This window comes from Nocardiopsis sp. NPDC006139, from assembly GCF_040614155.1.
Taxonomy (GTDB): Bacteria; Actinomycetota; Actinomycetes; order Streptosporangiales; family Streptosporangiaceae; genus Nocardiopsis; species Nocardiopsis changdeensis.
The window spans coordinates 236195-255895 of sequence record NZ_JBEXTT010000005.1 but is presented as its reverse complement, the minus strand read 5'-3'; the positions used below and the strand labels follow the sequence as shown (position 1 = coordinate 255895).

At 74.2% G+C, this 19701-nt stretch carries 21 protein-coding genes; 9 read left to right on the top strand and 12 right to left on the bottom strand.

Translation table 11 applies throughout. The features are described from left to right. Window positions 1-66: 66 nt before the first annotated feature. Window positions 67-777 (bottom strand): MerR family transcriptional regulator, encoded by a 711-nt coding sequence (locus tag ABZ249_RS08970; protein ID WP_355259382.1) that lies wholly within the window; start codon window positions 775-777, stop codon window positions 67-69. A 92-nt stretch (window positions 778-869) separates the two neighbouring features. Between ABZ249_RS08970 and ABZ249_RS08965 the strand changes: the two genes are divergently transcribed. Then, window positions 870-2024, top strand: a complete 1155-nt coding sequence (locus ABZ249_RS08965; RefSeq protein ID WP_355259379.1) for an erythromycin esterase family protein — start codon at window positions 870-872, stop codon at window positions 2022-2024. Between the two features lie 50 nt (window positions 2025-2074). Here ABZ249_RS08965 and ABZ249_RS08960 read toward each other — a convergent pair whose 3' ends face one another. Together ABZ249_RS08960 and ABZ249_RS08955 are read right to left on the bottom strand one after the other, a co-directional pair. Next, the gene (locus tag ABZ249_RS08960; protein ID WP_355259376.1) at window positions 2075-2881 is read right to left on the bottom strand and encodes an NmrA family NAD(P)-binding protein; all 807 of its coding nucleotides are present in this window, start codon (window positions 2879-2881) and stop codon (window positions 2075-2077) included. A gap of 160 nt (window positions 2882-3041) precedes the next feature. After that, window positions 3042-4067, bottom strand: a complete 1026-nt coding sequence (locus tag ABZ249_RS08955; protein ID WP_355259373.1) for an SDR family NAD(P)-dependent oxidoreductase — start codon at window positions 4065-4067, stop codon at window positions 3042-3044. A 143-nt stretch (window positions 4068-4210) separates the two neighbouring features. Between ABZ249_RS08955 and ABZ249_RS08950 the strand changes: the two genes are divergently transcribed. Next, a complete protein-coding gene (locus ABZ249_RS08950) occupies window positions 4211-4780 on the top strand; it encodes a TetR/AcrR family transcriptional regulator (RefSeq protein WP_355259370.1) in 570 nt (189 codons plus the stop codon). A 712-nt stretch (window positions 4781-5492) separates the two neighbouring features. Here ABZ249_RS08950 and ABZ249_RS08945 read toward each other — a convergent pair. Together ABZ249_RS08945 and ABZ249_RS08940 are read right to left on the bottom strand one after the other, a co-directional pair. Next, window positions 5493-6050: a hypothetical protein gene (locus ABZ249_RS08945; RefSeq protein WP_355259367.1), complete on the bottom strand. Its 558-nt coding sequence runs from the start codon at window positions 6048-6050 to the stop codon at window positions 5493-5495. 74 nt (window positions 6051-6124) lie between these two features. Continuing rightward, on the bottom strand, window positions 6125-6721 hold the full coding sequence (locus tag ABZ249_RS08940; RefSeq protein WP_355259600.1) for a helix-turn-helix domain-containing protein: 597 nt from the start codon (window positions 6719-6721) through the stop codon (window positions 6125-6127). A gap of 173 nt (window positions 6722-6894) precedes the next feature. Between ABZ249_RS08940 and ABZ249_RS08935 the strand changes: the two genes are divergently transcribed. The 5 genes from ABZ249_RS08935 to ABZ249_RS08915 all read left to right on the top strand — a co-directional run bounded on the left by ABZ249_RS08935 (window position 6895) and on the right by ABZ249_RS08915 (window position 11031). Beyond that, on the top strand, window positions 6895-7656 hold the full coding sequence (locus ABZ249_RS08935; protein WP_355259364.1) for an SDR family oxidoreductase: 762 nt from the start codon (window positions 6895-6897) through the stop codon (window positions 7654-7656). 299 nt (window positions 7657-7955) lie between these two features. Continuing rightward, window positions 7956-8228, top strand: coding sequence for a helix-turn-helix domain-containing protein (locus tag ABZ249_RS08930; RefSeq protein WP_355259361.1), 273 nt, complete (start codon window positions 7956-7958; stop codon window positions 8226-8228). Between the two features lie 191 nt (window positions 8229-8419). Beyond that, window positions 8420-8887 carry a hypothetical protein gene (locus ABZ249_RS08925; RefSeq protein ID WP_355259358.1) on the top strand — a complete coding sequence of 156 codons (468 nt, stop codon included), beginning with the start codon at window positions 8420-8422 and terminating at the stop codon, window positions 8885-8887. A gap of 318 nt (window positions 8888-9205) precedes the next feature. After that, entirely contained in the window at window positions 9206-10636 is a 1431-nt protein-coding gene (locus tag ABZ249_RS08920; RefSeq protein WP_355259355.1) for an acyl-CoA synthetase, read from the top strand. Next, entirely contained in the window at window positions 10636-11031 is a 396-nt protein-coding gene (locus ABZ249_RS08915) for a GNAT family N-acetyltransferase (protein WP_355259352.1), read from the top strand. The genes ABZ249_RS08920 and ABZ249_RS08915 overlap by 1 nt, the downstream gene beginning before the upstream one ends. Window positions 11032-11132: 101 nt before the next feature. Here ABZ249_RS08915 and ABZ249_RS08910 read toward each other — a convergent pair whose 3' ends face one another. The 7 genes from ABZ249_RS08910 to ABZ249_RS08880 all read right to left on the bottom strand — a co-directional run bounded on the left by ABZ249_RS08910 (window position 11133) and on the right by ABZ249_RS08880 (window position 17255). Then, window positions 11133-11453: a putative quinol monooxygenase gene (locus tag ABZ249_RS08910; RefSeq protein WP_220561603.1), complete on the bottom strand. Its 321-nt coding sequence runs from the start codon at window positions 11451-11453 to the stop codon at window positions 11133-11135. A gap of 214 nt (window positions 11454-11667) precedes the next feature. Continuing rightward, complete coding sequence (locus ABZ249_RS08905) at window positions 11668-12045, bottom strand: DUF1304 domain-containing protein (protein ID WP_220561604.1); 378 nt, start codon at window positions 12043-12045, stop codon at window positions 11668-11670. A 182-nt stretch (window positions 12046-12227) separates the two neighbouring features. After that, window positions 12228-12545: an L-rhamnose mutarotase gene (locus tag ABZ249_RS08900; RefSeq protein ID WP_220561605.1), complete on the bottom strand. Its 318-nt coding sequence runs from the start codon at window positions 12543-12545 to the stop codon at window positions 12228-12230. A 16-nt stretch (window positions 12546-12561) separates the two neighbouring features. Then, the gene (gene rhaS / locus ABZ249_RS08895; RefSeq protein WP_355259347.1) at window positions 12562-13626 is read right to left on the bottom strand and encodes a rhamnose ABC transporter substrate-binding protein; all 1065 of its coding nucleotides are present in this window, start codon (window positions 13624-13626) and stop codon (window positions 12562-12564) included. Next, complete coding sequence (locus ABZ249_RS08890) at window positions 13623-14708, bottom strand: ABC transporter permease (protein WP_355259344.1); 1086 nt, start codon at window positions 14706-14708, stop codon at window positions 13623-13625. The genes rhaS and ABZ249_RS08890 overlap by 4 nt, the downstream gene beginning before the upstream one ends. Further along, a complete protein-coding gene (locus ABZ249_RS08885) occupies window positions 14692-15741 on the bottom strand; it encodes an ABC transporter permease (RefSeq protein WP_355259341.1) in 1050 nt (349 codons plus the stop codon). Before ABZ249_RS08885 ends, ABZ249_RS08890 begins: the two co-directional genes overlap by 17 nt. Then, window positions 15738-17255: a sugar ABC transporter ATP-binding protein gene (locus ABZ249_RS08880; RefSeq protein ID WP_355259338.1), complete on the bottom strand. Its 1518-nt coding sequence runs from the start codon at window positions 17253-17255 to the stop codon at window positions 15738-15740. The genes ABZ249_RS08885 and ABZ249_RS08880 overlap by 4 nt, the downstream gene beginning before the upstream one ends. A gap of 285 nt (window positions 17256-17540) precedes the next feature. Between ABZ249_RS08880 and ABZ249_RS08875 the strand changes: the two genes are divergently transcribed. Both ABZ249_RS08875 and ABZ249_RS08870 read left to right on the top strand, forming a co-directional pair. After that, window positions 17541-18632: a LacI family DNA-binding transcriptional regulator gene (locus tag ABZ249_RS08875; protein ID WP_355259335.1), complete on the top strand. Its 1092-nt coding sequence runs from the start codon at window positions 17541-17543 to the stop codon at window positions 18630-18632. A 312-nt stretch (window positions 18633-18944) separates the two neighbouring features. Then, the gene (locus tag ABZ249_RS08870; protein ID WP_355259332.1) at window positions 18945-19553 is read left to right on the top strand and encodes an NAD(P)H-dependent oxidoreductase; all 609 of its coding nucleotides are present in this window, start codon (window positions 18945-18947) and stop codon (window positions 19551-19553) included. The last annotated feature ends 148 nt before the right edge of the window (window positions 19554-19701 follow it).

The following is a 19701-nucleotide window of genomic DNA, read 5'->3' as shown; positions in this document are numbered from 1 at the left end:
GCCCGACCCGACGGCCGTCCGCCCGGCGCGCGGTGCCCGCCCGGACCGTTCCCGCGCGACGGGGCACTACCCGGCGGGGGCGTGCAGGCGCAGGTAGCGGTCGAGGTCCGCCGCGGCGGTGAGCATCGCGACCCCGCGCGCCGTCAGCTTGCGCTGCCAGTCCTCCAGGGCGGCCACCAGCGCCTCGGTGTCGCCCGCCGCGCGGACGCGGCGCACCACCGCGGCGATGTGCTCCAGCGGGTACCCGCCGCGGCGGAGCAGGTGGGCGAGTTCGGCGTCGCGGATGTCGTCCGCGCGGAACACCCGGTACCCGGTGACCGGTTCCCGGGCGGGCGCCAGGATCCCCGCCGCCTCCCAGTTACGCAGGGTCGCCGGGGTCACCTCCAGCCGCCGGGCGAGCCCGCCGATGGTGCGGGGAGCACGGTCGCCGGTCCGCGCCGGAACGGCGTCGCCCTGCGCCACGAGGTGGTCGACCGCCGCGCGCACGGCGTCGAGGGTGGCGCGGTCGCGCAGCGACTGCCGGTGCCCCTCGTCGATGGCCGTCAGGGCCTCGTCGAGCCGCCCGGTGTTCACCGCGCGCATGATCCGCCCGGCGGCGGCGTGCCCGTGGGCGGCGATGAGGGACATGTAGGCGCGCAGGGCCGCCGCGTGCACCTCGGTGTACACCCGATATCCGCTGGGCGTGCGCTCCGCCGCGGGCAGGCACCCGTCCCGTTCGTAGTTGCGCACCGCCTGGGTCGAGATGCCGTGCTCGCGCGCGAGGTCCGTCGGTCTCAAGATTCGATCACCGCTTTGAGACTTTACAGCACCGCTTCGGGATGTCGACGGAGAAAGTCTCAACAGCTCTTTCAGAGATACGCTTGAGACACATGAGCCTGGACATCCACGACCTCGCCGCCCCGTCCTGTGAGCTTCTCGCCCTGGGCGAGCCCACGCACTCCGAGCCCGCCTTCCCGCTGGTCCGCAACGAGCTGTTCGCCCGGCTGGCCGAACACGGTTTCCGCTCGATCGCCCTGGAGACCGACCGCGCCGCCGCCCTCGCCGTCGACGACTTCGTCCACGGCCGGACCTCCCCGAGCCTGGACGCCGTGATGCGGGAGGGCTTCTCCCACGGCTTCGGCGAGCAGGCCGCCACCCGGCAGCTGGTGGTCTGGATGCGGGAGTACAACCGCGACCGCCCGCCCCGGGAGCGGCTGTCCCTGCACGGTTTCGACGTCCCGACGGAGATGGTCTCCGCCCCGAGCCCGCGCCGCCACCTGGAGCACGCCCGCGACTTCCTGGGCCTGGACCTCGACGTCGCGGCGCTCGCCGGCGACGACGACCTCTGGAGCCGCACCGAGGCGATCATGGACCCGGCCGCGTCGGTGGGCGCCACCGACGCGGCGCTGCGGCTGCGGGCGCTCGCGGACGACCTGCTGACCGAGCTCTACGCCCGTGCGCCGGAGCTGGTCGCGGCCACCTCGCGCACCGCGTGGTCGGCGGCCCGCACCCACCTCACCACCGCCCTGGACCTGCTGCGCTACCACCGGGCGGCGGCCGAGCCCCTGGACCCGGCCGTGCGGACCTCCCGCATGCTGGGTGTGCGGGACGCGGTCATGGCGCGCAACCTCCTCGACATCCGGGAGGCCGAACGCCACCGCGGGCCGACGCTCGTGTACGCGCACAACCGCCACCTCCAGGGGAACCCGAGCCACTGGACGCTGGCGGGCATGGACCTGGTCTGGTCGGGGGCGGGCTCCATCGTCAGGGCGGTGGTGGGTGAGCGGTACTCCTTCGTCGCCGGAAGCCTGGGCCGCAGCGACGCCCTGAGGCTCGCCGCCCCCGAACCGGGCACCCACGAAAGCCTGCTGGACGAACGGGTCGACACCTGGGGACTGACGGAGGCGACCACGGACCCCGCGGCCCGGTTCCGCCGCGACCCGACCCCGGAGCAGGGGTACTTCCCGCTCGACGCGGAGACGCTCGCCACGGCCGACGCCGTGCTGCACATCCGCGACGGGGCCGCCGCGGCCGCCTCCCTCTGAGCCGCCCGTCGGGGCCGGGCCGCGGCCCGGCCCCGACGACGGGCCGTCCCTCAGAACCGGTCGAGGTTCTCCCGCACCCACTGCGCGAACGTGCGGGCGGGGCGCCCCGTCACCCGTTCCACCGTGCCGTCGACGGTCCTGGAGGCGGGGTCGGAGGCGGCGTACCAGCCGATCACGTACTCGGCGTCCTCCCGTGGCACCCCGGTGGCGGTCAGCCGTTCGACGGCCTGCTCGTGGGTGATGCGGTCGAACGCGATGTCGCGGCCGGTCGCCCGGGACAGGGCCGCGACGCGCTCGCTCGGGGTGAGCGCCTCGGGCCCGGTGAGGTTGTAGGCCCTGCCCGCGTGGCCGTCCTCCAGCAGCGCGATCGCGGCCACCTCCCCGATGTCGCCCTCGTGGACCAGGGCGCTGGGGAAGTCGTAGGGCTCGCGCACGACCCCTTCCTTGCGGATCGCATCGGCCCAGGTCAGCGTGTTGGACATGAACTCCTGGGGTTCCAGTCGGGTCCAGTCCACCCCCGAGTCCGCCACGGCCTGCTCCACCGGTCCCACGCCGCCGCCCCACACCACGGTGATGCGGTACACCCCGGCGTCGACGGCCCGCCGCACGAGTTCGGGGCCGACCTCGGCGAGCCCGGCGGTCACCGTGATGTGCAGGCGGTCGACACCGGCCAGCGCGGCCCCCAGTTCGGCGGGGGCGGTGTGCGTTCCGGCGGCGATCTCGACCCCGGCGGGGAGTCTGTCGCGGGCGGCGGCCGGGTCGCGGGTCAGCGCCCGCACCCGCTCGCCGCGGCGCAGCAGCTCCGCCACGACGTGCCGTCCGGTGTTCCCGGTCGCCCCCGTCACGAGTGTCGTCATCGTGGATCCCCTTCGCTTCCCGGCCCGGTCCCTCCCGGGCGGCTGGGGACGACGCTAAGAACTCAACCCGGCTTGAGGTCAAGGAACGGCCCCGGCCTCCGGGGAGCGGGGAATAATCCGCCCGCCGGCGCTCCGCCCCCGAGGGCGGCCGCCGCGCGGCTCAGTCCCGGTGCACCGGGTCCGGGTGTGCCGGGCCCGAGCGCGCCGGGTCCGGAACGGGCACCGTGACCTCGGCCAGCTCTTCGAGGCGGAGCCACAGCTCCCCGACCAGCTCCGGCGGGGCCGCCTCCCGCGGTTCGATCCGCACCGGCACGCCGCGCCTGCCGTTCGCGGGCGCGTAGAGTTCGCCGCCCCGGACGCCCGGATCGGTGAGGGCCCGGACCGCGGGCCAGGCGGCGGCGTCCTTGCCCTGCGCCCACGGCGTGTAGGGGTTGCGCCGCACCGGGACCGTGTGGTCGCGGATGCCCGGGCGGTGCGGGGTCCTGGCGTCCACGCCGATGCCCGGACGCACCACCAGGGACCGCACGGGCGCGTCCGCGGCGCGCAGCCGCCGGTCGAGCTCGAACCCGAACACCTCCGTGAGCGCCTTGGCCCGGCTGTAGGCGACCACGCCGATCCGGGAGGTGCCGTGCACGTCGGTGACGGGCCGGCGGAGCAGGTCGACGAACCCCGTCGAGGTGTGGACGATCCGGGCGGGGGCGCCGCCGCGTTCGCCGGTGCGGACCAGGGCGGGGAGCACCCCGGCCGTCAGGGCCACGTTGGCGACGACGTGCGTGCCGAGCTGCATCGGGAGGCCGTCGACGGTGACCTCTGACGCCTTCATGGCCATCGAGCCGCCGTTGAGGAGCAGGCCGTCGATGCGGTCGAGCTCCCTCAGTGCGGCGGCGGCCTCCGCCACCGAGGCCTTCGAGGCGAGGTCGACGACCACCCGGTCCAGGGCGGCATCGGGTACCTGGGTGCGGATGGCCGCCTCGGCCGTCCGCAGGCGTTCGGGCGAGCGTCCGGCGAGCACCACGCGGGCGCCCGCGTCGGCGAGCTGCTCGGCGGCGAAGTACCCGACGCCCGCGGTCGCGCCGGTCACCACCACGGTGCGGCCGCGCTGGTCGGGGATCCGCGCCGGATCCCAGACCTCCTGTTCCTCCTGTATCCCCCGTGCCTTCTGTGTGTCCTGTGACCTGCGCGCCATGGCCTGCTCCTCGCACCCAAAAACGGATAACTTATCCGCTGACCCTAGCACTCAAAACGGATGAGCTATCCGCTTCCTTTGCAGAGGGGGACGTGATCCGGATCCCTCATCCGTTTCCCGGGCGGCCGGATAGGATCCCGGACATGACCTCGACCCCGCTCCGCGCCGACGCCGCTCGCAGCCGCGACCGCATCCTGGCGGCGGCCCGCCGCGCCGACCCCAGGGATCTGCGCCTCAACGAGGTGGCCCGCGAGGCGGGGGTGGGCGTGGGCACCGTCTACCGGCACTTCGCCACGGCGCACGCGCTCGTGGAGGAGCTCACCCGGGACGCCCTGCACCGGCTGAACGCGATCGCCGTCGAGGCCGCCGTCGACCCCGACCCGGCGCGCGCCTTCGAGAGCGCGCTGCGCGCCGTGGTGGACCTGCACCTGGAGTCGGGCGGCCTCCAGGCGGTCCTGCTCGCCGAGCAGGACATGAGCCCCGAGATCACCGAGCTTAAGGCCGCCACCTTCGACGGGCTGAGCGACGTACTCGAACGCGCGCAGCGCGCCGGGGTGGTGCGCACCGACCTGTCGGGCGACCGGATCGAGCGGCTCATCTGCGGGATCGAGTACGCCATCCGTCTCTCGGCCCCGGACGCGGACGCCGACGAACCGGACCCTGACGACCGGGCCCTGTTCGTCGACGTCCTCCTCGCCGGCCTCCGCCCCTAGCCACCGCCCCGACCCGCCCCGGCCGCTTCAGCCACCCCGAGCACCCGTCACCCCAACTGCCGCAGACACCCCGGTAATCTCGATAGCCCCGGCCGACTCACTCACCCACGGCCACCTTGCCCGCTCCGATCGCCCGCGCCCTGCTGCTCCGCCCACGCCAGTCGTCCCAAGAACCCCGGCTGCCCTGCCTGCCCCAGCCATCCCAACCACCTCAGCCAACCCGGCTGCTCCTGCCGTCCTGAGCACCCCGGTCAGCTCGGCTGCCGCGCCCTGGCGACCCGGGCACCCCGACTGTCCCGAGGCACCCTGCCCATCTCGGCCGCCCCGAGCGCACCGTCCGCCCCAGCCGACCCGGGCGCCCAGGTCTGCCTGGTCAGCGCGGGTGACATGTATGGCCTAGGTGGGCGGTGCGGGCTCCGGGTCGGCACGCGGGCGAACGCCCTGGACGGTACTGGGGGCGCGGGCGCCGGGTCGGCGCAGGCGGACGACCCCGGCCAAGGGGACGCCCCGGCCAGCGCGCACGGCCGGCAGGGGCGAGCGGGCCGGGCGGAGGGTGGGGGCGGCGCGGGAGGGCGCCCCGCCCGGCGGTCGTCCGGCCGGACGACCGCTCCCGGGAACGAAAGGGCTCCGGGAACAGAAAGGCCCCCGCCAACGGAAAGGGCCCCGGAGGGCCGAAGCCGTCCGGGGCCGGGGAGTGGCTGCGCGGGCGCCCCTAGAAGGGCGGCATCATCGGCTGCGGCGGGGCCGCCTCCGGGATCAGCAGGAAGGCGGCCGCCCCGGCGAGCACGAACAGCACGCCGACGATGATCCCGACCATGGCGGCCCACTTGGCCCAGGGCCGCGTGGTCGCGGTCCCCAGGAGCAGCGACAGCAGCGACGTCACCACGGTGAGCAGGGCCAGCGTGCCGCCCGCGGCGATCTGGATCCGGATCTGGGCGATCTGCTCTGCGGCGATCGGCTCGCCGCCGACCAGGATCATGCTGGTGAGGATCTGCACCAGCTGCCCGGACAGGATGGTCACGGCGAGCAGGGCGACGCCGACGAGCGCGAAGGTCTCGGCGGAGAAGGCGCCCCCGACCGCGGGCTCAGCGGCGGCCGCCCCGGTGCCCTCCTCGTCGGAGACCTCCCCCTCGTACTGCTCCGACGCGCCGTATTCGGCCTCGGGCGCCTCGGCCACGGCGGTCGCGGGCTCGAAGGTCGGCTGTCCGGCCCCCTCCGGCGCCCGGCCGGTGTCCTCGCGTCCCGTGTTGTCTTCCGGTGTGGTGCTCATCCGGTCACGGTACCCGCGGCACGGTATCGGTAAGACCCGGGAAACGCCTGTTCAACACACTGTTCCGGAGCCGTTCATGACCTTCCGCCGGGCGGGACCGGGCCGAACCCGTCCGCCAGGGCGGTCAGCGCGACCCGCAGCAGGGCGCCCGTCCCGGCGGGCTCGCCGCCGTGCAGGGCCTGCCGCTCGGCCGCCGCGCGCAGGGCCGCGTTCAGCGCGGCGGACCGGACCCGCACGGGGAAGTCGCCGGGGCCGACGCCCACGCGTTCGGCGAGGATCTGCGCGAACACGTCCTCGGCGGCCCGGTGCACGTCCAGCCAGACGGCCATCAGCCCGGGCTCGTGCGGGGTCATGCGGATCAGTGCGGCCACCGGCTCCTCCACCGCCTCCCCGCCCCCGGCGAACGCGCCGACCCGGTCGAGGTGGTCCACCAGCGACAGGTCGGCGGGCCAGCCGCGCAGGTGGTCGGCCATGACCTCCAGTCCGCTGGTGAGCAGCGGCCGGACGCAGCCCTCCTTGTTGGGGAAGTAGCGCCACAGCGTGCGCGTGGAGATGCCGATGGCGCGGGCGATGTCGTCGCCGGTGGTCCCGGCCACGCCCCTGTCCGCGAACAGCTCCATGGCCGCACGGGCGATCTGGAGCCGGATGATCCGCTTGCGCCGCTCGGTCATGGGCGGCCTGCCCTTCGCCACCGCCTCCATCGTCCCCGCCCTCCCCTTCGCCGCCGACACCCGGATCAGCCTATCCCCTATGTCACTGACAGACAAAATGTCACTCAGCGACAAAAAGACGTAGGATGGCGTGCGCGGCCGGAGGGGCCGCCGTACAGAACGAGGGGGCAGCGATGGAGACGGGTCTCAAGGGCAGAAAGGTCATCGTCACCGGGGGCGGCTCGGGCATCGGCCGCGCCGCGGTCCTGGCCTTCGCCGCCGAGGGCGCCTCGGTCCTGGTGGCCGACATCAACGGGGACGGCGCCCGTTCCGCCGCCGAGGAGGCGCGGGCCGCGGGCGTCGCGGCGCAGGCCGTCGTGGGCGACCTGAGCGCGCCGGAGGTCGTCGCCGAGGTGGTCCGCACCGCCGTGGAGGAGCTGGGCGGCGTCGACGTGCTGGTCAACAACGCGGGGATCATGGACGACATGTCCGCGACCGCCGACGTCGGGGACGAGATGTGGGAGCGGCTGATCCGGGTCAACCTCACCGCCCCGTTCCTGCTCACCCGCGCGGTCCTGCCGATCATGAAGGAGCAGGGCTCGGGGTCGGTCGTGTTCACCGCCTCGGAGGCGTCCCTGCGCGGCGGCGCGTCGGGGACCGCGTACACCGTCTCCAAGCACGGGGTGATGGGGCTGGTGAAGTCGACCGCCGTCATGTACCGCGACCACGGCATCCGGGTGAACGCGGTCGCCCCGGGCGGCACCGCCACCAACATCGCCGTCGGCACTCCGACCAGCGTGGACGGGCCGACCGCCCTGGGCCGGTACGCGAACGGCATCGGCCGGATCGCCGCCGCCGAGGAGCTGGCCGCCGCGATCGTGTTCCTGGCCTCGGACGCCGCGAGCAACGTCAACGGGGCGATCCTGCCGGTCGACAACGGCTGGTCCGCCGTCTGACCCGCGCCCTCCCGAACCCCGGCCGGAATCCCGGCCGGGGCTCCGGCGCGCCCTCCGCCACCGCTCCCCCGCCCCGGAACGGCGCCCCGCCTCCGCCGGCGAAAAGCGCACGGTAAAGCGCGAACAAAGCCCCCTTTCCCCGAACTTTACCCGGCGAGACCGACAGGGGCTCGCAGGCCCCTGCACTGCCGCATTCTTTTTCACTGACCCCCGACAGGGTCCCGAAAAAGAACATAGGGAACAAAAACCCCAGGCCCCGGCCTTGTCCGCCGCTCTCCCGCATTGCTACATTCACCCCCATGATCGAGCACCGGGAAACCCACGTGGTCGAGATTCCCAAACTCCTGGTCAGCGTACGCAAAGCAGCGGAAATCCTGGACCTTTCGGAAAGGGTCGTCTACGAACTCTGCTACGCACGGGAGCTGGAATCGGTGAAGGTCGGCCCGAAGAAGTGGATACGTCGGATCACCTGCGAATCACTCAATCGGTACGTGGAGAAAGCACGAAGAGAATCAGGAATACCGGAACCGCCGCCGGATCGGCACGGACCCCCGAAAAGAGGATTCGAATGAACACCCTCCGAATCAGTTCCGATCGTTCTTCCGAACCCCTCCCCGCGGCTCCGCCCCCGCGGGAACCGTCCTCCGATCCGCTCTCCGCGCCCGCGCGCACCGCCGCGCCCGCCCGGCCGCGGGTGCCCGCAACGCAGCCGGCCCCGCCGGCGCCCCCGGCACCGCCCCGGCCGCCCGCCGAACCCCTGTCGGTGAGCGGGCCCCGCAAGGTCATCGTCACCGCGCGGCACATCGCCGCCCTGCTGGAGCGCGAGCCGTCGCTGTGGCCCGGACTGACCGCGTGCGTGACCGACACCGACGGCCGGATGATCGTGCACTACGCGGTCCTGGCCCCCGGCGGCACCGAGGCCCCCGCCCCGGCCACGGACCCCGAACCCGCCGCGCACTCCGCGCACTCCGCGCGCTCCTCGGACCCCTCCGCCCCGGCGGGCCCCGCCGACGACACCGTCGGCCGCGAGGGGGACGGCGGCGGAGACCGGCCCGTGCGCATCCCCTCCCCCGGCCCCGCCACCGGCGCGGTGCCCGCCCGTTGGCGGATGCTGCTGGCCGGGGTGCGCGAGTCGCACCGGGTCCAGGGGCGCGAGCACGTCACCGTGCTGCGCGGCATCTACGCGGGCCTGCCGGTCACCGTGCTGTTCACGGTCCTGGCCTGCGCGTGAACCGGAGCGGGCCGCGCTGCGGGCACCACCGCCGCGGCCTCTGAGCCCGCCCGCCGGCCCCGGCCCGCACCACCCGCCCGCCCCGGGCGGGAGACGGCGCCCGGGCACGGGGCGGACACCGCCGGACCGGTCGATCGCGGGGGCGCCGACCGGTCCGCGGCCGTGGGCGGCGGTGGGCCGGGCCCACCCCGCCCACGGCCGCACGGGCGCTCCCCGGTCCGGTTCCACACGCCGTGGAGCCGGGGCGCGGGCGACCGGTGCCCTCCGGGTGCGATAGAGATGGGACGATCCCTTGTCGCCCCCGGGAAGGAACCCGCCGTGCTCCCGCTCGTCGTCGATCCCGTCGACCGGACCGCCCTGGTCTTCGGCGACCGCTCCCTCACCTACCGCGGACTGGCGTCGGCCGCCTCCCGGCTGGCCGCCGGACTGCCCGAGGGCGGGCGGGTCGCCGTGTGGGCGGTACCGGCCCTGGAGACGTGCGTGGCCGTGGTGGCCGCGGTCCTGGCCGGGGCGGCGGCGGTGCCGCTGAACCCCAGGTCGGGGGCCCGGGAACTGGCGCACATCGTCGACGACAGCACCCCGGACCTGCTGCTGGCCCCGCCCGGCGCCGAGCTGCCCGAGGCGCTGCACGGGCTGCGCCGGGTCGACGTGGACGCCTCCCCCGCCCCGGACGCCGCACCACCGCACCGGGAGTTCGACGAGGAGTCGACGGCGCTGATCGTCTACACCTCCGGGACCACCGGGGCGCCCAAGGGCGTGCTGCTGCCGCGCCGGGCGGTGACCTCGACCCTGGACGCGCTGGCCCTGGCGTGGTCGTGGACGGACGAGGACGTGCTGGTCCACGCCCTGCCGCTGTTCCACGTGCACGGCCTGGTGCTGGGGGTGCTCGGCCCGCTGCGCCGGGGCGGGACGCTGCACCACACGGGGCGGTTCGAGCCCTCGGCGGTGGCGGCGGCCCTGCGCGGCGGCGGGACCCTGCTGTTCGGGGTGCCGACGATGTACCACCGCCTGGCGCTGGCCGTGGAGGAGGACCCGGAGCTGGCCGGAGCCCTGGCGGGGGCGCGCCTGCTGGTGTCGGGGTCGGCGGCGCTGCCGCTGCCCGACCACGAGCGGCTGGCGGCGGCCACCGGGCACCGGGTCGTCGAGCGGTACGGGATGTCGGAGACCCTGATGAACACCTCGGTCCGCCCCGGGGACGGCTCCGCGCCGGGCGGGGTGGGCACCCCGCTGGCGGGGGTGGACCTGCGGCTGGTCGAGGAGGACGGGACGCCGCTGCCGCCGGGCGACCCGGAGGCGGTGGGCGAGGTGCAGGTGCGCGGGCCGAACCTGTTCACCGGCTACCTGAACCGCCCGGAGGCGACGGCCGAGGCGATGACCGCCGACGGCTGGTTCCGCACCGGTGACATGGCGGTGCGCGCGGCGGACGGATCGGTGCGGCTGGTGGGGCGCAAGAGCACCGACCTGATCAAGAGCGGCGGGTACAAGATCGGCGCCGGGGAGATCGAGAACGTCCTGCTGGCGCACCCGGCGGTGGCGGAGGCGGCGGTGACCGGGGAGCCCGACCCGGACCTGGGCGAGCGGGTGGTGGCCTGGGTGGTGCCCCGGGGCGAGGCCCCCACGCTGGAGGAGCTGGCCGACCTGGTGGCCGCCCAGCTGGCCCCGCACAAACGGCCGCGCGCCCTGCGCGTGGTGGCGGCGCTGCCCCGCAACGACATGGGCAAGATCCTCAAGCGCTCCCTGGGCGGCTGATGGAGCGCCACCTGCGCACGCGCTTCCCCGTCGACGACGCCGAGGTGTCGCGGCTGCACGCCGCCGCGTTCGGGCACCCGTACGCGCTCGTGCCCTGGGGCGAGCGGCTGCGGCGGCACAGCCGGTCCTGGGCCGGGGAGTTCCACGACGGGCGCCTGGCCGGGTTCGTGCACGCGGTCTGGGACGGGGGCGGGCACGCGTTCCTGCTGGACACCGCCGTCGCCCCGGCCGCGCAGCGGCGGGGCGTGGGCGGCCGGGTGGTCGCGGCCCTGGTGGCGGACCTGCGGGACCTGGGCGTGGAGTGGGTGCACGTGGACTTCGAGCCGCACCTGGAGGGGTTCTACCGGCGGGCGGGGTTCGGGGGCACTGCGGCGGGCCTGCTCCGCCTGCGCTGACCCGGTCCCGGGCTCCGGCCGCCGGGGGCCGGAGCGCCCCCGGCCCGGGGCGGGGCGCAGGCCCCTCCCCGGGCGGCCGGCCGAGGCGGCGCCGGCGCGCCTCAGTCGATGGTGAGCTCGCCCATCCGGTCCCAGCCCTCGCCCTCCACGACCCGGCTGACGATCAGCGGGGTCTCGGTGAGCAGCGGCTTCATGGCCGCCAGGCCCTCCCGGAAGTGGTCGCTGTTCACGTGGGCCTCGGCGGCGCCGTCCTTGAACGCCTCGACGAGCACGAACTCGTTCTCGCGCTCGACGCTGCGGGACCACTCGAACCACAGGTTGCCGGGCTCGGCCCGGGTCGCGGCGGTGAAGTCGGCGACCGCGTCGAGGAAGGAGTCCCCGACCTCGGGGCGGACCCGGAACTTGACGACGATGAGGATCATGGCGTGCCTCCTTGCAGGTGGGTGTCTCGGGGCACGCGGTGCGGCCGTGCCCCCGGGCCTCACTCTGGCAGAAACGGGACCCCGCCGAGGCCCGCACGGGGCCCGCGCGGGGGTCGTGATCATCACTCGCCCCGGACCGGCCCGCATCCCTGCCACCGACCCCTCAGGGCACCGGCGGCCCCGCGGCCGGAGACCTCGCCCCGGCCCGCGCCCCTCAGAGGGTGAGCAGGGTGGAGACCACCGCCAGGGCGGGAGCGGTCCCCTGGACCATGGCGGCGCGCGTCTTGGCGGGGTCGCGGGTGACCAGGACCAGCGCGGCGGCGGCCATGGACCCGGTCCCGGCCAGGATCAGCGCGGTCCCGGCGGCCGGCACCGGCCCCCACAGCACCAGCCCGGCGACCGTGACCACGGCCAGGAAGAGGTTGTAGAAGCCCTGGTTGTAGGCGAGTTCGCGGGTGGTCTCGGCGTCCTCGGCGGAGATCCCGAACGTTCTGCGGGTGGACGGCGCGGTCCACCGGAACGATTCCAGGACGAAGATGTAGACGTGGACCAGCGCCGCGACGGCGGCCAGGATCACGGTGACGGTCTGCACGGGCACCTCGGGTGTGGGACGGGGACGGTCACCCCCAGCCTGGCCCGGACGGCCCGCCGTCGGCGTGCGACACTCCGGCACCCCGGACCGCGCTCACGCCGTCCCCACGCCACCCCGCCCCATGACACGCGGCGGCGCGGCGGCCCTGGACGGTGGCCGCCGCGCCGTTCGCTCCCGCGGGGTCAGGGCAGGTGGAAGACCTCCCGCAACGGCACCATGCTCGCGTCCGGGGCCGCCTGGAGCCCCTCGAAGAACGGCGCCATCTCGGCCTGCCAGCGGGCGTTGACCTCGGTGCGGGCCATCAGCTCACGGGCCCGGTCGAAGTCCTCCGTCTCCAGGTAGCCGATGATGGTGCCGTCCCCGGCGGAGAACAGGGAGTAGTTCCCCCACCCGGCCTCGGTCAACGCCTCGCGCATCTGCGGCCAGACGTCGGCGTGCCGCTCCTCGTACTCCTCCAGCCGGTCCGGGCGGACCTTCAGCACGAAGCAGATCCGTTGCACGGTCGGTCCTCCCCCGCTAGAAGTCGAAGTCGTCGACGTTGTCGGCGTTGAAGACCTGCGGCGGGCCCAGGACGATCTCGCCGTCGGTCTCGAACGTGAACTCGCCCAGCCGCCCGGCGGTGAAGGTCTCCCCCGCCGCGCCGGTGATCTGCCCGGCCTTGAGCGCCGCCCCGGTGTACCCGGCCAGGTAGCCCAGGTCGAGCGGGTTCCACAGCGCGAACTGGTCGACCGTGCCGTCGTGGACGAACTCGCTCATCTGGTTGGGCGTGCCCAGGCCGGTGACGGCGAAGTCGCCCTTGTACTCGGAGTCGCTGATGTAGCGGGCGGCCGCGGCCAGGCCGACGGTGGTCGGGGACACCACGCCGTCCAGGTCGGGGTGGGCCTGGATGAGGCCCTGCATCTCCTGGAAGGACTGGAGGTCGTCGTCGTTGCCGTAGACCACGTCGACCATCACCAGGTCGGCGTACTCGTCCTCGGCCAGGACCTCCTCCATCGCCTCGATCCAGGCGTTCTGGTTGGTGGCGTTGGGGGTGGCGGACAGGACCGCGAAGGTGCCCTCCCCGCCCAGGTCCTCGGCGATCATCTCGACCAGGGTGCGGCCGACCAGTTCGGTGGAGGACTGGTTGACGAACACGTCGGTGCAGTTGGCGTTGGAGTCGTAGCCGACGATGGCGGCGCCGTTGTCGCGGGCCTCGTTGAGGGCCGGGCAGACCGCGTCGGGGTCGTTGGCGGCGATGACGATGACGTCGCTGCCCGCCTGGCTGGCCGCGTTGATGTACTCCACCTGGGAGTCGGCGGTGGCCTCGGTGCCGCCGCGCTCGGTGGCGGTGCCGCCGAGCTCCTCGACGGCCTCGGTGCCGCCCGTGTTGACGATGTCGAAGAACGGGTTGTTCAGCTGCTTGGGCAGGAAGTCGATCTTGAGGCCCTCGGGGATCTCCGCGTTGGGGTCCGCGGTGCCGGTGGGGCCGCTGCCGCCCGAGTCCTGGGCGTCGTCGATGGTGGTCCCGCCGCAGGCGGCCGTCATCAGGACGGCGGCGAACGCGCAGGCTCCCATGAGGAGGTGGCGGGGACGGTGTGTCATGACTTTTCTCCGTTGAGTGGACGGTCACCGGACACGGCTCCGGTGGGGGGCGCGGGCGAGCGGCGGGAGCGTACCCGGGCCACGATGTTGGGGGTGACGACGGAGGCGATGAGGATCGCGCCGGTGACGACCTGGAGCACGTCGCTGCCGATGCCGAACAGCTGGAGGGCGTTGCGGATGACGCCGAGCATCAGCACGCCCGACATCACACCGAGGATCGACCCCACGCCGCCGAAGATGGACACGCCGCCGAGCAGGACCGCGGCGACGACCTGGAGTTCCAGGCCCATGGCGGTGTCGGCCCGGGAGGTGCCGTACTGGAGGGTCCACAGGACGCCCGCGCCGGAGGCGACGGCCCCGCTGAGGGTGAAGAGCCAGAACTTGGTCCACTTCACCGGGACCCCGGTGAACCGGGCTGCCTCGTCGTTGTTGCCGATGTCGTACAGGGACCGGCCGAACGCGGTGGCGTGCAGCGCGACCGCGAACACCAGCGCCATGACCAGGATCGCGACGGCGATCCAGGGCAGCCCCGGGATGCCGAGGAAGGGCTGGCGCACCCCGCTCACCCAGTCCTGCGGGTAGCTGGCCACGGCCCGGTCGCCCAGGAGGACGTAGGCCAGGCCCCGGTACAGGGCCATGGTGCCGATGGTGACGGCCAGGGACGGCAGCCCGCAGACGGTGATGAGGAACCCGTTGAGGGCGCCCAGCGCCAGGCCCAGCAGCAGGGCGACGAGGATCGCCGTCTCCAGCGGCGTCCCGGCCTCCCACAGGATGCCCAGGGTGGCGCTGGTCAGGGCCAGGGTGCTGGCCACCGACAGGTCGATCTCGCCGGTGATGACGATGAGCGTCATCGGCAGCGCGATCATGGCGATCGCGGCGATGCTCAGCACCAGGAAGTTGATGTTGCGGGCGGTGCCGAACATGTCCACGAACATGACCGCGATCGCCGCGACGACGATGAGCGCGCCCAGGACGGGGAGCCCCTGCGTGGACAGCGCCGACCGGAGCGGGGAGCGCGGCGCGGTGGTCCGCAGCCGTTCCCGGTCGGGGGCGGTGACGGTGTTGTCAGGCGCCACGGGCACCTCCTCCTCGAAGCCTGCGCGCCGTCCGGAGCGCGAGCAGCCGGTCCAGGCCGATGGCGGCGAGGATGAGCACGCCCACGACGGCCTGCTGCCAGAACGGGTTGATCTGCCAGATCGGCAGGGCGGCGGTGATGGTGGTCATCAGGATCCCGCCCAGCACGGCGCCGAAGACGGTGCCCACGCCGCCGGTGAGGGCGACGCCGCCGACCACGGCCGCGGCCACGACCTGGAGTTCCATGCCGGTGCCGACGGTGGAGTCGACGGTGCCGTAGCGGGCGGTGAACAGGACCCCGGCCAGGCCGGCCAGGGCGCCGTTGAGGGCGAAGGCCAGCACGACGCGGCGCCCGGCGGGGATGCCCGACAGGCGGGCGGCCTCGGCGTTGGAGCCGATGGCGTAGAGCTCGCGGCCGCTGCTGTACCGGGACAGGTACACGCCGATGACGATCGCGACGACGATGGCGGCCAGGGCCGGGAGCGGGATCCCCAGCAGGCCGGCCCGGCCCAGCTGGAGGAACCCGGCGGGCAGGTCGGCGGCGTTGATCTGGCGGCCGCCCGCCCACCAGTGGTCCAGGCCCCGGTAGATGTACAGGGTGCCCAGGGTGACGACCAGGGCGGGCACCTTGACGGTGGTCACCAGCAGGCCGTTGAACAGGCCGCACAGCAGGCCGATGGCGGTCCCGGCGAGCATGCCGGCGGGGACGGGCAGGCCGGGGAAGGCCGCGAACAGCGCGGCGGTCCCGAAGGCCGACAGGCCCAGGACCGACCCGACCGACAGGTCGACGTTGCGGGTGATGAGCACCAGGGACTGGCCGACGGCGAGGATGACCAGGACGGTGGCGCCCAGGAAGAGGTCGCGCACGCCCTGGCTGGACAGGAAGCCGGGGTTGTGCGCCCAGGTCGCCGCGATGAGCAGGACGACGGCCAGGAGCACGCCGATCTCGCGGAACTGGCGGCGGGGCCGGGCCGTGCGGCCGCCCTTGCCGGGCGGGGCCCCGGCCGCGGACGCGGGGGCGGTGGCGGGTGCGTGTGTCATGCGGCCTCGCTCGGTCGCTGTCCGGTGGCCGCGTACATGACCGACTCCTCGTCGGCCCGGGCGCGGTCGAGTTCGGCGGTGATGCGGCCCTCGTGCATGACCAGGACCCGGTCGGCCATGCCCAGCACCTCGGGGAGCTCGCTGGAGACCATGACGATGGCCAGGCCCTGCCCGGCCAGGGTCGACAGCAGGCGGTGGACCTCGGCCTTGGTGCCGACGTCGATGCCGCGGGTGGGCTCGTCGATGAACAGCACCCGGGGCCCGGTGGACAGCCACTTGGCCAGCACGACCTTCTGCTGGTTGCCGCCGGAGAGGGTGGAGACGGCGTCGTCGAGGGAGCCGTACTTGAGGCTGAGGCGCTCGCCCCACTCGCGGGCCGCGGCGTGTTCGGCGCGGGCGCCGAGCAGGCCGAAGCGGCTGAGCGCGCGGCGGCGGGTGGAGGTGGCGTTGCGGCCGATGGACTCCTCCATGACCAGGCCCTGGTGGCGCCGGTCCTCCGGGACCAGGGCCATGCCCGCGCCGATGGACGCCTTGGGCCGTCCGGCGGGCAGGGGGCTCCCGGCGACGCGGACGCTCCCGGCGTCGTAGCGGTCGACGCCGAAGACGGCGCGGACGACCTCGCTGCGCCCGGCTCCGACGAGCCCGGCCAGGGCGACGATCTCACCGGCCCGGACGGAGAAGGACACGTCGGCGAAGACCCCGGCGCGGGTCAGTCCCTCGACCTCCAGGACGACGTCGCCGTGCTCGGCCTCCTCCTTGGGGTAGAGGCTGGTGACCTCGCGGCCGACCATGCGGCGCACGACGGTGTCGACGTCCAGCTCGGAGGTGGGGTCGCAGGAGACGAACGCGCCGTCGCGGACGACGGTGATGCGGTCGCACAGCGAGAACACCTCGTCGAAGCGGTGCGAGATGAACAGCAGCGCCGACCCGGCGTCGCGCAGGGTGCGGGCGACGGTGAACAGCCGCTCGGCCTCGACCCCGGACAGGGCCGCGGTGGGCTCGTCCATGATGAGCACGCGCGCCCGCCGGGTGAGGGCCTTGGCGATCTCGACCAGCTGCTGGTCGGCGATGGACAGGCCGTTGGCGGGCCGGTCGGGGTCGATGTCGACGCCCAGGCGCGCGAAGGCCTCGGCTGTCTCGGCGCGCACGCGCGCCCTGTCGATGGTGCCCAGGCGGGTGCGGGGCTGGCGGCCGATGAAGATGTTCTCGGCGACGCTGAGGTCGGGGAAGAGCGTGGGCTCCTGGTAGATGACCGCGACCCCGGCGCGCTGGGCGTCGGCGGGGGCGGTGAAGACCGTGGGCTCCCCGTCTGACAGGATCTGCCCGGTGTCCGGGCGGTGCACGCCCGCGATGGTCTTGACCAGGGTGGACTTGCCCGCCCCGTTCTCCCCGACGAGGGCGTGGATCTCTCCCGCGCGCAGTTCCAGGGACAGGCCGCGCAGGGCGCGGACGCTGCCGAAGGACTTGGTGACGTCGACCAGCGCGAGGGGCGGGGGGACCTCCGATGGGTCCACGTGGCCCTCCTTCTCCGGTGCGGGGTCCGTCGGGAGTTTCCCGAAGCACCCCTCAAAAACGTTTTAATATGAAGTGGATGTTAAGTGGCACACACCGGCCAGTCAAGGGGATCACCAAGAAAACCCCAGGTGTCAACCGCATAACGGAACCGGACCGGACAAGGCGCCGTCCTCGGCGCCCGACACCCCGGCGCCCCTCCGGAGCACTTTCATTGACACGTTTCAATCGCGGTGTGACCATGGGTTCGCAAGCGGTCCCGGCCCGGCCGGGAGCACGCCGATACCATGCGAGGGCCCTCGCCCCCGACCATCCGGGAGACCCCCTTGTCCAGCAGTACCCGTCCTTCCCATCCCAAGGTGGGGATCACCGAGGTCGCCAGGCACGCGGGCGTCTCCCCCGGCACCGTCTCCAACGTGCTCAACCGGCCCGAGCGGGTGGCCGCCGGAACCCGGCAGCGGGTGGAGCGGGCGATCGCCGAGCTGGACTACGTGCGCAACTCCTCCGGCAGCAGCCTGCGCTCGGGGCGCAGCAGTTCGGTGGGGCTGCTGGTGCTGGACGTGACCAACCCCTTCTTCACCGAGGTCTCGCGCGGGGTGGAGGACGAGGCGGCCACGCAGGGGCTGGCGGTGGTGCTGCTCAACTCCGCCGAGGCGCGCGAGCGCCAGCGCCGCAACATCCGGCTGCTCGCCGAGCAGCGCGCCGCGGGCGCGGTGGTGATGCCCGTCGACGACGACCTGTCCGACCTGCTGTGGCTGCGCCGCCAGGGCACCGCCTGGGTGGCCCTGGACCGGGGCGACGTGGGCGAGGACACGGGGTGCAGCGTCAGCGTGGACAACCTGGCCGGCGGGCTGATCGCCGGCCGCCACCTGATCGGGCTGGGTCACGAGCGGGTGACGTTCCTGTCGGGCCCGTTCTCCATCGAGCAGGTGCGGCTGCGCCACGAGGGGCTGCGGGCCGCCTTCGCGGAGGCGGGGATGGACCCCGACACGTCGGTGCGGCTCGTCGAACGCGGCCAGCTCAACCCGGGGCAGGGCGAGCAGGCCGTGGACGAGGTGCTGGCGGGCGGGCCCCGCCAGCGCCCGGGCGCGGTGCTGTGCGCCAACGACCAGCTGGCCCTGGGGCTGATGAAGGGCCTGGGGCGGCGCGGGCTGCGGGTGCCCGACGACATCTCGGTGATGGGGTACGACGACGTCGACTTCGCCGACCTGATCCACCCGGGGCTGACCACGATCGCCCAGCCCAAGTACGACCTGGGTCGGGCGGCGATGCGGCTGCTCAACTCGGAGCTGGACGACCCCGAGCACCGGCACGAGCGACTGCTGTTCACCCCGGAGCTGGTGGTGCGGGGCTCGACCGCCGCCCACCGCACCGCCTGACCCCGCCGGGGCGGGACGGGGCGCGGGCCCGGCGGGGAGGCGGGGCCTCCGGCGGGGCCGGCGGCCGTTCCCGGGGGCGGGGCGTGCCTCGGACCGGGGCCGGGGGTTCCCGAAGGCGGTGCCGCCCCCGGCGGTCAGGGGGCGCCCTCTGCGGCGGCCCCGTTCCCGGGCCCCGGGTGTCCGTCTCCGGGGGTGCGGGCTCCGGGGCGGCCCTGCGACGGAGGCCGCGCGGGCTCCCCGGCCGCCGACCGGACTCCGCAGAAATTACCTTGCGCGTACGATCGGATACTCCGCGTGGGGTAGGCACCCCGTATGGATTCCTTGAACGCGTTGGCCCTCGTGTGCAGCCTCAAGCCCTCGCCGGCCCCGTCGAGCAGCGAACTGATGGCCCGGCAGGTCCTCGACGCCCTGGCCGAGCACGGCGTCACCGGCGACTCGGTCCGCGTCGTCGACTTCGACGTCCACCCCGGTGTGAAGACCGACATGGGCGGCGGTGACGCGTGGCCCGGCATCCGGCGGCGCATCCTCGACGCGGACATCCTGCTGGTGTCCACGCCCACCTGGGTCGGCCACATGTCCAGTGTCGCCCAGCGCGTCCTGGAGCGGCTGGACGCCGAGCTGTCCGAGACCGACGACCAGGGCAGGCCGAGCATGTTCGGCAAGGTCGCCGTGACGGCGGTGGTCGGCAACGAGGACGGCGCCCACAAGATCACCGCGGACCTGTACCAGGCGCTGGGCGACACCGGCTTCACCATTCCGGCCCAGGGCGGCACCTACTGGAACCACGAGGCCATGAACCCCAAGGACTACATCGACCTGGAGCGGACACCGGACGCGGTCGCCTCCGCGACGGCCACCCTGGCCCGCAACGCGGCCCACCTCGCCCGGCTGCTGCGCGAGCGCCCCTACCCGGCACCCTGACCCGGCGCCCCGGCTCTGCGCTCCCGGCCGGGGTCCGGTACGGCTCCCCGGCCGGTGCCCCGGCGGGATCCCGGCCGGGACCGGCCGCGGAGCCGGGCGCACGGCCGGGCCCGGCGGCCCGGGCACACGGCGGGGCGCGCCCCGGGCA